The sequence below is a fragment of the Roseobacter sp. CCS2 genome, assembly GCF_000169435.1.
Classification (GTDB): domain Bacteria; phylum Pseudomonadota; class Alphaproteobacteria; order Rhodobacterales; family Rhodobacteraceae; genus Yoonia.
Genome location: NZ_AAYB01000002.1, coordinates 325,239 through 337,774 on the forward strand (window position 1 = coordinate 325,239; position 12,536 = coordinate 337,774).

The 12,536-nt window shown below is 56.1% G+C and carries 11 protein-coding genes; 1 reads left to right on the forward strand and 10 read right to left on the reverse strand.

The features are described 5' to 3' along the window. Window positions 1–209: 209 nt before the first annotated feature. The 9 genes from lpdA to sucC all read right to left on the reverse strand — a co-directional run bounded on the left by lpdA (window position 210) and on the right by sucC (window position 10,092). On the reverse strand, window positions 210–1,598 hold the full coding sequence (lpdA, locus tag RCCS2_RS08195; RefSeq protein WP_008233139.1) for a dihydrolipoyl dehydrogenase: 1,389 nt from the start codon (window positions 1,596–1,598) through the stop codon (window positions 210–212). A 61-nt stretch (window positions 1,599–1,659) separates the two neighbouring features. Then, window positions 1,660–2,070 carry an MAPEG family protein gene (locus RCCS2_RS08200; protein ID WP_008233140.1) on the reverse strand — a complete coding sequence of 137 codons (411 nt, stop codon included), beginning with the start codon at window positions 2,068–2,070 and terminating at the stop codon, window positions 1,660–1,662. Next, window positions 2,067–2,786, reverse strand: a complete 720-nt coding sequence (locus RCCS2_RS08205) for a hypothetical protein (RefSeq protein ID WP_008233141.1) — start codon at window positions 2,784–2,786, stop codon at window positions 2,067–2,069. Before RCCS2_RS08205 ends, RCCS2_RS08200 begins: the two co-directional genes overlap by 4 nt. Beyond that, complete coding sequence (gene odhB, locus RCCS2_RS08210; protein WP_008233142.1) at window positions 2,787–3,980, reverse strand: 2-oxoglutarate dehydrogenase complex dihydrolipoyllysine-residue succinyltransferase; 1,194 nt, start codon at window positions 3,978–3,980, stop codon at window positions 2,787–2,789. It lies immediately after the preceding gene. Continuing rightward, the gene (locus RCCS2_RS08215) at window positions 3,980–6,937 is read right to left on the reverse strand and encodes a 2-oxoglutarate dehydrogenase E1 component (RefSeq protein WP_008233147.1); all 2,958 of its coding nucleotides are present in this window, start codon (window positions 6,935–6,937) and stop codon (window positions 3,980–3,982) included. The genes odhB and RCCS2_RS08215 overlap by 1 nt, the downstream gene beginning before the upstream one ends. Then, window positions 6,934–7,431 (reverse strand): hypothetical protein, encoded by a 498-nt coding sequence (locus RCCS2_RS08220; protein ID WP_156788483.1) that lies wholly within the window; start codon window positions 7,429–7,431, stop codon window positions 6,934–6,936. Before RCCS2_RS08220 ends, RCCS2_RS08215 begins: the two co-directional genes overlap by 4 nt. Before the next feature lie 96 nt (window positions 7,432–7,527). After that, on the reverse strand, window positions 7,528–8,409 hold the full coding sequence (sucD, locus tag RCCS2_RS08225; RefSeq protein WP_008233149.1) for a succinate--CoA ligase subunit alpha: 882 nt from the start codon (window positions 8,407–8,409) through the stop codon (window positions 7,528–7,530). Window positions 8,410–8,473: 64 nt separating this feature from the next. Then, window positions 8,474–8,899 carry a hypothetical protein gene (locus tag RCCS2_RS18330; RefSeq protein WP_156788484.1) on the reverse strand — a complete coding sequence of 142 codons (426 nt, stop codon included), beginning with the start codon at window positions 8,897–8,899 and terminating at the stop codon, window positions 8,474–8,476. Further along, entirely contained in the window at window positions 8,899–10,092 is a 1,194-nt protein-coding gene (sucC, locus tag RCCS2_RS08230) for an ADP-forming succinate--CoA ligase subunit beta (RefSeq protein ID WP_008233150.1), read from the reverse strand. The genes RCCS2_RS18330 and sucC overlap by 1 nt, the downstream gene beginning before the upstream one ends. A gap of 203 nt (window positions 10,093–10,295) precedes the next feature. Between sucC and RCCS2_RS17890 the strand changes: the two genes are divergently transcribed. Next, a complete protein-coding gene (locus RCCS2_RS17890) occupies window positions 10,296–11,309 on the forward strand; it encodes a glycosyltransferase family 2 protein (RefSeq protein WP_156788485.1) in 1,014 nt (337 codons plus the stop codon). Between the two features lie 17 nt (window positions 11,310–11,326). Here the strand turns inward: RCCS2_RS17890 and RCCS2_RS08240 are convergent, their stop codons facing one another. Then, window positions 11,327–12,526: a hypothetical protein gene (locus RCCS2_RS08240; RefSeq protein WP_008233159.1), complete on the reverse strand. Its 1,200-nt coding sequence runs from the start codon at window positions 12,524–12,526 to the stop codon at window positions 11,327–11,329. Between the last annotated feature and the right edge of the window lie 10 nt (window positions 12,527–12,536).

Sequence of the window (12,536 nt, forward strand, 5' to 3'; positions counted from 1 at the left end):
CGGGTTTCTCGAACTTGTTTAATTAACGGTGCGGCCAAAAATACGCACAATCGTGGCGCAACTATGGTTTTATCCGCTTCTGATAGCGAAAAAGGCAAGTATTAGGCCCGGCAATGTGTTGTTTTTGCTACAAGTGTTCCTTGCGTGCCGCAAAACGTCGCCAGCCTGTCATGTCTGACAGGCTGTGAATGATGGCCGTAAAGCTGTGCTTAGGCGTGAATAGCACCATCGCCACAGGCAAGTGCGGCTTCGCGCACGGCCTCGGAATAGGTCGGATGCGCGTGGCACGTCCGCGCGAGGTCTTCTGCGGCGGCGCCGAATTCCATCGCGACGCAAATTTCGTGGATCAGATCACCCGCCATGGGACCGATGATATGCGCGCCAAGAATGCGGTCAGTGCTGGCATCGACCAGAATTTTGACAAACCCGTCGCCTGCAAAATTGGCCTTTGCGCGGGCGTTGCCCATGAAGGGGAATTTGCCGACTTTGTACTTACGGCCCTGTTCTTTCAGGGTTTCTTCGGTTTCGCCTACATTGGCGACCTCTGGGTGGGTATAGATCACGCCGGGGATCACGCCATAATTCACATGCGGGTGCTGGCCTGCGATGCCTTCGGCCACGGCCATGCCTTCGTCTTCGGCTTTATGCGCCAGCATGGGGCCAGCGATGGTGTCGCCGATGGCGTAAATGCCTTTGACATTGGTCGCATAACGGTCGTTGGTTTTGATCTGACCACGGTCTGACATTTCAACACCAAGCGCATCGAGGCCAAGGCCGTCTGTGAAAGGTTTGCGCCCTGTGGCGACCAGTACAGTGTCAGCTTGCAGCGTGTGTTCGCTGTCGTCTTTGCGCATTTTGTAGGTGACCGTGGCTTTGTTTCCTTTAACGGTCACGCCTTGGACGGCGGCGCCGAGGGTGAACTTAAGTCTTTGCTTCGTCAGCATTTTCTGGAACTGACGCGCGATCTCGGCGTCCATGCCGGGGGTGATGGCGTCGAGGAATTCGATGACCTCAACCTCGGCACCAAGGCGGGCATAGACAGAACCCAGCTCCAGCCCGATGACGCCTGCGCCGATGACAGCGAGCTTTTTGGGCACTTTGCCCAGTTCAAGCGCGCCTGTGGAGGTGACAACTGTCTTTTCGTCCACTTCAACGCCGGGCAGGGAGGATGCCTCGGACCCTGATGCGATCACGATATGCTTGGCCTCATGGACTTCATCACCCACTTTGACTTTGCCTGCCTCGGGGATTGATCCCCAGCCTTTCAGCCAGTCTATCTTGTTCTTTTTGAACAGAAATTCGATGCCGCCGGTGTTTTGGGCAATCGTTTCATCCTTGTAAGTCAGCATCTGCTTCCAATCGACGGAAGGTGCTTTGCCCTTTAGGCCCATGGTTGCAAAATTATGCTCTGCCTCATGCAGCATATGGGTGGCGTGCAGCATCGCTTTGGATGGAATGCAGCCTACGTTCAGGCAGGTGCCGCCCAGCGTTTCGCGCCCTTCGACGCAGGCCACTTTCATACCCAATTGGGCGCAGCGGATTGCACAGACATAGCCGCCGGGGCCGGCGCCGATTACGATGACATCATAGCTGGACATGGTCGTCTCCTTGGGTGGCACAACGCGTACACATGCTGTGCACACCCTGTACATACGTTGGTCATATTAGGGCTGACAGTATCATCAGCATGGTTGAGAGGAACCCCACAAACCAGATCAGCGAACGCCATGGGGCGAGGCCGAAATAATAGGCGGGGATGTAAAGGATGCGGGCACCCAGATAGGTCCAAGCGCAGATGGCGCTGAACCCGGTGCCTTTGTCGCCAAGGGTGATGACAACGACGGCGATGGTGAACAGGATCAGCGCCTCAAAATGGTTGTTCATCGCGCGGATGAGGCGACCGGTTTTGTCGCTGACCTGTTCCAGCAGCGGTTTTCCAAGACGGCTGTTATCGCGCGGCGACATGGTTTTGCCGACACCCACTTCGATGTTGGTCGGGATGGCCATGAGGGTAAACTGGACGCCTTGGAGAAGGGCGGCGAGGGCGAGGACGGTGAGTTCGGGGGTCATTTGAGTAATGCCATTGCAAAACTTGAGTCTTTTATACGGCGGGTAAAGTTTTCCGCTAGCTGCATTAAGGAACCGGCTTCACTGATGCTTTTGAAATACTGTGATTTAGTTGAAGAACGACTATAGAGATGGTCGCCGTTGTCCAATTCTATGCCTCGAAAAAGAAGCAGCTTGTCGATTAGTCTCTCAACAGCAAAATACTTGGGTAAATTTGGAGTCTCTAGAATAGATGAGCAAACATCGTGGTAGCCCCAATCATCGGATGAGAGTCGATGGTAAAAGTTGATAGCTTTGTTAGTTTGTGAGCTGCCTTTAGCTCTGACTGCTTTGGCGGTAAATTTATCAAACATCGGCTCGTTGTGACCTCCCGCAAACCAAAGGACTTTGGTCAGCCCTGATACAAAGGCGCCATTTGAACCTCTGATCGCAAACTCCCCTTTTTTATAGTGAGTAATCTCGAATAACTCCTGCCAAGAATGACCGGATCGTTTGAGGCTTGAAAGCTTTTGCAGATTGTCCCGTAGTGCCAATTTGCCTTTACTTGAAAGGGTGCGAGCAACATTAAACTCATACAGCATCGCCGAGAAGCAACGTTCATCGACAACGGAACTATTCAAGCCACACCTATACAGCAATTCCGAGCCAGTCATCGTTCGGGCATGGTCAAACAAAGCAAATTTAACCAGTTCATTTAGATCGGACACAGCGCGGGGCATTCACAAATCCATCAACAACCGCCGTGGGTCCTCAAGCGCTTCTTTCACACGCACAAGGAACGTCACCGCCCCTTTGCCGTCCACGATCCGGTGGTCGTAGGACAGGGCCAGGTACATCATGGGCCGGATCACGACTTCTCCGTTAATCGCCATCGGGCGGTCCTGGATTTTATGCATGCCAAGGATGCCGGACTGTGGCGGGTTCAGGATGGGGGATGACATGAGCGAGCCATAGACGCCGCCGTTCGAGATGGTGAAGGTGCCACCTTGCATTTCCGCCATGCTCAGCTTGCCGTCGCGCGCTTTGGCGCCCATTTCGGCGATGCTTTTCTCGATGGTCGCAAACGACATCTGGTCAGCGTCGTTGATCACCGGCACCACCAGGCCTGTTGGCGTGCCTGCGGCGATGCCCATGTTGACGTAGTTTTTGTAGACCACGTCCGTCCCGTCGATTTCGGCGTTCACCTCTGGCACTTCGTTCAGGGCGTGCACGCAGGCCTTGGTGAAGAAGGACATGAAGCCCAGTTTGACGCCATGTTTTTTCAGGAACAGGTCTTTGTACTCGGTGCGCAGGGCCATCACCTCGGTCATGTCGACCTCGTTATAGGTGGTCAGCATGGCGGCGGTGTTCTGGCTGTCTTTCAGACGCTTGGCGATGGTCTGGCGCAGGCGTGTCATCTTGACCCGCTCTTCGCGTTCCGCCTGATCTGCGGCGACGGGCGCGCGCGGGGCTGGCGCCGAAGAAGGCGCGGGAGCGGCTGATGAGAGCGCGTTGAGCACATCCTCTTTCATCACGCGGCCGTCCTTGCCGGTGCCTTCGACATCTTTCAGGTCATTCTCGGCCATCAGTTTCTTCGCTGATGGGGCGTCTTCGACGTCTTTTTCGGCGGTATCGGCGGGTTGCTCATCGGCCTTTGGGGCCTCTTCGCTTTTCTTTGCAGGCGCTGGCGCGGCGTCACCTTCGGCGATTTGGGCCAGCAATGCATCAACGCCGACCGTTTCGCCTTCGGCGGCTACGATTTCTGACAACGTGCCAGCGATTGGGCTTGGCACCTCAACCGTCACCTTATCGGTTTCCAGTTCGCACAGCATTTCATCGACAGCGACGCTATCGCCGGGCTGTTTGAACCATGTGGCGACTGTGGCCTCTGTCACGGATTCGCCAAGGGTTGGGACGCGGACTTCGGTGCTCATTACTTTGTTCCTTTGATGGTCAGCGCATCATCGACGAGGGCTGCTTGTTGTGCTTTGTGCTGGCTGGCAAGGCCCGTGGCAGGGCTGGCCGCAGCGGCGCGCCCGGCATAGACGGGCCGTGTGTGTTTGGCTTTGATGCGTGTCAGGACCCATTCGATATTGGGTTCCATGAATGACCACGCACCTTGGTTTTTGGGTTCTTCCTGGCACCAGACCATTTCAGCGTTTTTGAACCGGGTCAGTTCGTTGACCGCCGATTGCGCGGGGAACGGATAGAACTGTTCGTAGCGCATGATGTAGACGTCTTTGATGCCGCGCGCGTCGCGTTCTTCCAGCAGGTCGTAGTAGACTTTGCCGGAACACATGACGACACGTTTGATTTTGTCGTCGGCGGCCAGTTTGGTGTCAGAGTTGCCCTGTTGCGCATCGTCCCAAAGGACGCGGTGGAAGGATGATCCGGTGGTAAATTCTTCGCGCTTGGACACCGCCATTTTGTGCCGCAACAGCGATTTTGGCGTCATCAGGATCAGCGGTTTGCGGAAGGTTCGGTGCAACTGACGGCGCAGCAGGTGAAAGTAGTTTGCAGGCGTCGTGCAATTGGCCACGATCCAGTTATCGCCGCCGCACATGGTCAGGAACCGTTCCAGACGCGCGGATGAGTGTTCGGGGCCTTGCCCTTCGTATCCGTGCGGCAGCAGGCAGACGAGGCCGGACATGCGCAACCACTTGCTTTCGCCTGAGCTGATAAACTGGTCGAACATGATCTGCGCGCCATTGGCGAAGTCGCCGAACTGCGCCTCCCATAGCGTCAGTGCATTGGGTTCGGCCAGCGAATAGCCGTATTCGAAACCCAGCACCGCATATTCAGACAGCATCGAGTCGATGACTTCGTAGTTCGCCTGACCCTCGCGGATGTGATTGAGCGGGTAGTAGCGTTCTTCGGTGTTCTGGTCGATCAGCGCGGAATGACGGTGGCTAAACGTGCCGCGCGTACTGTCCTGACCGGACAGGCGCACCGGATAACCCTCAGTCAGCAAAGAGCCGAAAGCCAGCGCTTCGCCGGTGGCCCAGTCGATGCCTTCGCCGGTATCGAACATTTTCGCCTTTGCATCGAGTAGACGGCCGACTGTTTTGTGTAGCGGAAAGTTGTCCGGCGCTTTCGACAGCGCCTCACCCACGGCATTAAACGTCGCATCCTCAATCGCGGTGACACCGCGTTGATAATCCTCGTCCTTGCGATCAAGGTGTGACCACTTGCCATCCAGCCAGTCAGCTTTGTTGGGTTTGAAGTTCTTACCGGCTTCGAATTCTTCATTTAGGTGCGCCTGAAAGGCGGCCTTCATGTCTTCGATTTCGCCTTCGGGGATCAAACCGTCACTAACCAGCCGTTCGGTATAAAGCGTCAGCGTTGTCTTCTGCTTCTTGATCTTCTTGTACATCACCGGGTTGGTGAACATCGGCTCATCGCCTTCGTTGTGACCAAAGCGGCGGTAGCAGATGATATCCAGCACCACATCCTTGTGGAATTTCTGGCGGAATTCGGTGGCGACACGGGCGGCGTGCACGACCGCCTCTGGATCGTCGCCGTTCACGTGGAAAATCGGGGCTTCAACCATCAGCGCGATATCTGTGGGGTAGGGGCTGGAGCGGCTGAAATGCGGGGCTGTGGTGAAACCGATCTGGTTGTTCACGACGATATGCATGGTGCCGCCGGTTCTGTGCCCTTTGAGGCCGGACAGACCGAACCCTTCGGCCACAACGCCTTGACCTGCAAAGGCCGCGTCGCCGTGTAGCAATACGCCCATGACGCGGGTGCGGTCGGTGTCTTTCTTCTGGTCCTGTTTGGCGCGGACCTTGCCCAACACAACCGGGTTCACAGCTTCGAGGTGGCTTGGGTTTGCTGTTAGCGACAGGTGGACGGTGTTGTCATCAAAGCTGCGGTCTGACGATGCGCCCAGGTGGTATTTTACGTCACCTGATCCGTCGACGTCTTCAGGTTTGAACGACCCGCCCTGGAATTCGTTGAAAATCGCGCGGTAAGGCTTTTCCATCACATTCGCCAGAACGGATAGACGGCCACGGTGCGGCATGCCGATTATAATCTCATCAAGGCCCAGCTGCCCGCCGCGCTTGATGATCTGCTCCATCGCGGGGATCAGGCTTTCGCCGCCATCAAGGCCAAAACGTTTAGTACCCATGTATTTGACGTGCAGGAATTTTTCGAAACCTTCAGCCTCAACAAGGCTATTCAGGATCGCCTTGCGTCCGTTTTTGGTAAAGGCGATTTCCTTGCCGTAGCCTTCGATCCGTTCCTTCAGCCACCCGGCTTCTTCGGGGTTGGAAATGTGCATGTATTGCAGGGCGAATGTGCCGCAATAGGTACGTTGCACGATGGCGATGATGTCGTTCATCGTCGCCACTTCGAGGCCGAGGACGTTGTCGATGAAAATCGGGCGGTCCATGTCGGCGGCGGTGAAGCCGTAAGAGGCCGGGTCCAGTTCAGGATGCGGTTTCTGATCGCGCATGCCCAGCGGGTCAAGATCGGCAATCAGGTGGCCGCGAATACGGTAGGCGCGGATGATCATCAGCGCGCGGATACTATCAAGGACGGCGGCGCGGACCTGTTCTTCGGAGAGTGACACGCCTTTTTCGGTGGCTTTGTCTTTGATCTTTTTACCTGCGGCTTCCGGTTCGGCTGGCCACTGACCATCAAGGGCTGCGGTCAGATCATCGGCCGGGGCAGGGGGCCAATCGGTGCGCGCCCATGATGGACCGGTGGCTTCGGCCTTGGCATCGGCAGGGGCATCGCCCAAAGACCGGAAGAACGCCTGCCAGCTTTCATCAACGGCACCGGGGTTGTCGGCGTAACGGGCGTAGAGTTGCTCCACATACTCTGCGTTGTGCCCTTGCAGGAAGGATGAGGCATGGAAGACGTCGTTGGGGGATTGGTCGTTCATTTCGATGCCTCCTGGGCAGACGATGTTGAAGATATGAAGCGGGTCGAGCTGTAGACGACAGACACGTCAACTATGCTATCGACCAACTCACTTAACTTTGCTGAATCCAGATTGTTTTTGTCATACCAACCGTCAGAGAGTTCAGTTCTTTGAGTGTCAGAGATAATCTCAGGTGACGCTGTTTCGACTGACTGCTCAGACAAGGCCGCCGCGCAGTAAAAGATGTAACCGTCATCGTTTCCCGGTACGCTTTTCCTGAGCATCAAAGTATCTCTGCCGCGTTCGAACGTACGCACTGCTTCGTTGTGGGCGCTATCGAGTTGAGTGAGGCGGCTTGACACACTTGATGCTTGGTTCGCAAACCACTGAGGATTGAGCTGTGATGCGGACCAAGCGCTTTTGCTCTTGTCCAAAAGAGCCCAACTCATGTTGCGTGCCTGAGCACCAGATAAAACACTTACCTGGTGCCAACCATCGTTTTCAAGCGATACCAACGCCTCTTCAAAGCTTCGGGCCTCAATACACGCAGAAGGTGGTTCAGCAGTCGCCTGACTAGCAAAAGAGGCGCAAATGATGGCCGCCCTTAACAATTACCCAATCGCTTCCAGCACAGCCTCGCCCAGCGTTGCGGGGCTGTCGGCTACCACGATGCCCGCGGACTTCATCGCTTCGATCTTGCTTTCTGCGTCACCCTTGCCGCCTGCGACAATCGCGCCGGCGTGGCCCATGCGGCGGCCGGGAGGGGCGGTGCGCCCGGCGATAAAGCCGGCTGTTGGCTTCCAGCGCCCTTTTTTCTTTTGGGCGGTCAGGAATTCGGCGGCTTCTTCTTCGGCGGACCCGCCGATTTCGCCAATCATGATCATGGAATGGGTTTCATCGTCGTCTAGAAACATGTCCAGCACGTCGATATGTTCGGTCCCTTTGATGGGATCGCCGCCGATGCCCACAGCGGTGGACTGGCCCAGCCCGCTGTCGGATGTCTGCTTGACCGCCTCATATGTCAGCGTGCCGGAGCGGGACACAACACCGACCGATCCGCGTTTGTGGATGTGGCCGGGCATGATGCCAATTTTACAGGCGTCGGGTGTAATCACGCCGGGACAGTTGGGGCCGATCAGGCGGGATGTTGAGCCTTCGAGCGCGCGCTTGACCCGCATCATATCCAGAACAGGGATGCCTTCGGTGATGCAGATGATCAGTTCCATTTCGGCGTCGATCGCCTCGAGGATACTGTCAGCCGCGAAGGGTGGGGGCACGTAGATGACAGAGGCGTTGGCCTCGGTCTTGGCCATCGCCTCGTGGACCGAGTTGAAGATCGGCAGGTCCAGATGCGTCTGACCGCCTTTGCCGGGGGTCACGCCGCCGACCATTTTGGTGCCATAGGCGATGGCCTGTTCAGAGTGAAATGTCCCCTGCGACCCGGTAAGGCCTTGGCAGATGACGCGTGTGTTTTCGTTTACGAGAATGGCCATTTTTGGTCCTTCGTCTAAATTTCTGTACGCAAAGTCAATTTGCTTCTCAATGTTTTCGTTCGCGTCAACCGCGAACGATTCCAAGTTGATATGTGCCAGCACCAGCGCCGTTCACTACACCCAGTTGTAAGAGGAGGTTGCCGCGTGGATAGCCCACTAGGCGTGATGCAATCCCAGCTGATCGCATAGGTCCAAAACGTTGTCCAAGAGTTGAGGAAACATTCACGTTTTCCGGAGCCCGCGCGCGCATGGAGCAAACCGTCAGACCTTCCGAAGTTTGGTCAATGTTGAAAAGAAATGGATCATCAGGAGCATCTGTTTTTCCATCAAGGCAAACCGCTTCGAATTCCCTTAAACCATCATCCAAAGACGTAACAGGCAGAGCGCGAATGACCTCTGCTTGGGATGGCCCAGAGGCACTTTCGCAAGCGCTCACTAAAGTAGCTGCTGCGACCAATGGTGCAATTTTTCCTAGTATAGACTTCGACATCACCCCTTCACCGCCTTCACGATCTTCTCAGCGCCATCCTTCAAATCATCCGCTGCGATCACATCGACGTCGCTTTCGTTGATGATCCGCTTGCCTTCTTCGACGTTTGTGCCTTCTAGGCGCACGACAAGTGGGACTTGCAGCCCGACTTCTTTGACGGCTGAAACAACGCCCTCGGCGATCACGTCGCAGCGCATGATGCCGCCGAAGATGTTCACGAGGATGCCTTTGACCTGCGGGTCAGAGGTGATGATTTTGAACGCCTCGGTGACTTTTTCTTTGGTCGCACCGCCGCCGACGTCGAGGAAGTTGGCAGGCTCGGCCCCGTAGAGTTTGATGATGTCCATCGTCGCCATGGCAAGACCTGCGCCGTTGACCATGCAGCCGATTTCGCCGTCGAGCGCGATATAGTTGAGGTCGAACTTGGAGGCGGCGAGTTCTTTGGGATCTTCTTCTGTCTCGTCCCGCAGGGCGGCGACATCAGCGTGGCGGTAGACAGCGTTGCCGTCGAAGGCGACTTTTGCATCCAGCACTTTCAGGTCGCCGCCGTCGGTGACGATCAGCGGGTTGATTTCCAGCATCTCCATGTCCTTCTCAACGAAGGCTTTGTAGAGGTTGCCCATCAGGGCGACGCATTGTTTGACCTGATTGCCGGTGAGGCCCAGCGCGAAGGCGACGCGGCGTCCGTGGAACGCCTGATAGCCTGTTGCGGGATCGACGGTGAAGTTGAGGATTTTCTCTGGCGTGTTTTCAGCCACTTCCTCGATGTCCATGCCGCCTTCGGTGGAGCAGACGAAACCAATGCGGCTGGTGGCGCGGTCAACGAGCAAGGCGAGGTACATTTCTGTTTCAATGCCAGAGCCGTCTTCGATGTAGATGCGGTTGACCTGCTTGCCTGCAGGACCCGTCTGGTGCGTGACCAATGTGCGGCCCAGCATTTTCTTGGCTTCTTGGGCTGCTTCTTCCACGGATTTAGCCAGACGCACACCGCCTGCTTCGCCCGCGTCGGCCTCTTTAAACTTGCCTTTGCCGCGTCCGCCTGCATGGATTTGTGCTTTGACGACCCAAAGTGGCCCGTCCATTTCGCCAGCGGCTGTTTTGGCGTCTTCGGCGCGGGTGACAGGGCGACCGTCGGAAACGGGCGCGCCATAGCTGCGCAACAAAGCTTTGGCCTGATATTCGTGAATGTTCATGGGGACAATTCCAATTTGGCTACGGTTGGCCGCAGCTAAACATGGAAAAATCGGGGATTATAAGGGAAAAGTGCTGAATCAGCCGAAATTCGCACATTTGTGATCACAGGTTTTTTTGCTGTGATCACAAATTGCTATGTGTCTTGATTCTGATCAAGTTTATTCTGTTTTTAAAGATTCGCTATAATGGTAGCAAAGTTGTTATGGTGAAGGATAATCCAACTTGGGCTGTTGTTGCGACAGTAGATGAACCACCTGCGCTGGTGCAGGCGTTTGTCGCATGGCATCTGTCATTGGGTGCAGCGCAGGTCTTTGTCTACTGCGACCGGCCGGATGATCCTTTGCAAGACATGCTTGGGCATCTGCCGCAGGTGACAACTGTTATCTGTGACGAGGCGCATTGGCTAAGGGTTGGCAAAAGCCGCCCGCGCCGCCATCAGGTCCGTCAGGTGCGCAATGCGCGTGATGCTTATGCGCGGATGCAGGCGGAATGGTTATTGCATTGCGATGCCGATGAATTCTTGCGCGCTGGTGTTTCGGTGTCAGACGTTCTTGGGGATGTGACACAGGACACTGATTGCCTTGTTGTCCCTGTTGCAGAACGGATGCATCTGAAGGGCGCGCCGGTAGCCACGATTTTTGAAGGTGCGTTCCGTCGGCCTTTTCGTGATCGGGCTGCCAAAGGGCGCAAGCTGTTCGGGCCTGATTACGACCTGACCTACAAGGGATTGACCGGGCATGCGCAAGGCAAGACCTTTGTTCGCGGTGGAAGGCCCTTGCAAATGTCGATCCATCGGCCCCGTCCGGCACACAACGATCAGGACATTTCCATGCAACGCGCCGCAGCGGATACGCTTGAATTGCTGCATTTCGAAGGTTTAACGCCGACCTATTGGATTTATAAATTGTCGCGGATGATACACGCCTTGGCCGAACGTGATGGCATGCCACCTTCGGATCATCGTCGTAAACAGGCGGATGCGCTGATTGCTGAACCCAAAGCTGGGTCCTTGCTGTATCAGCGATTGAAATGCCCTGATGATGCGGTGCTTGATGTGTTGAAGTCCCGTGACCTTTACGTCGCGCAGGCGTTTAACCCGAGCGATGCGTTATCACGTTATTTTCCTGATACTGCGATTGATCTTGCGCCGCAGTCCATTGATGCATGGCTGCGACGCAAGAAGGCAAGGGTGCTGTCTTATTTGCATGGCAAGTAAAGCCATGCGACCGCGCTTTAGTTCAACACAATCATGTAAAGTCCGGCGTCGCCCCCCAGCATCCGCTGGAACTGTGTAAGGCTGCGGCCAGACATGCGGGTGCCTTCTTCCAGGTAAGGCAGTACGCCTTCACCCTGAATGATCGCGATGATGTCGATCTCGGGCGGGTTTTGCATGGCTTTGGCAAGGTTGATGCCAGCGCCATCACCCAATCGCCAATGCGGGATCAGCAGATCACCTTTCAGGACTGCCTCTGCCTCGGCCAGAACCATGCGCCATTGGCTGCCCACGTCTGCGGGGAATTCCAGCGGGAGGGCGCTGGTCTGGTTGGGGTTGGGGATCCATTCCAGTTTATTGTCGGTTTCTGCGGCAACGCGTGACCAAAAGGTTTGGTTATCCGCAATCATTCCCAGAAAATGGGCGTGTGCGGCGCGGCTGCGTTCCACATCAGGGCGGCCTTCAATGGCGTGGATAAACATCGCGACGACGTCGATCCAGTTGTCTTCATCTGGCATAAAGACCATTTGTCGTCCGCCATCGTTAAAGGCATCCATGGCGGCGGCACTTTCCGTCACGCGGGTAATGGCAGAGGTGGGATCAAGGGCCAGAACAGTCTCGCTTACGCCCGACAACAGGTGCGCATAGGCCGACAGCCATGCAGCATCTGAGGTATCAAAGCGCACAACCGGCGGGGTTAATGTATCATCAAGGCGGCGGTTGAGTTGTGAAGCCGCCACTTCAAGCACGCCTTCGCCCGCGTCGCGCGTGCTGTTTGCGTTAATATCGAACCACAGATCAGCGGTGTTGATGGTTACGCCGACATCGTCGGTGTCTGTGATCGTGTCGAGTGCCGCGAGGCTGCCTTTGAGATCATCAAGTGCTGCGGCGAATGTGCTGGCGATCACTTCGGGCTGGAACGGCACGGCATCCGGGTTTGGCGGCAACGGCAGGCGCAGAAAGGGTAGGTCGCTCATTTCCGCCATCTCGCGGTTGATTTGCGTGGCGTAAAGCGTTTGCAGCGCGCCTTCGACGGCGCCCAGAAAGCGGACGCCGCCGAGTGCGAATTGGTCGGATGCGGTTGGGTTTGGAAGCGCTGACAAGTTGGCCTCGGTTGTGGCAAGACCGTTTTGGGCAATCATCGCGGAATAGTCGGTTTCGGCGTTGGCTGTGGTGGCGAGTGTTAAGCTGGCCAAGGCGATGGTGGCGGCGATACGCATGGGAATACTC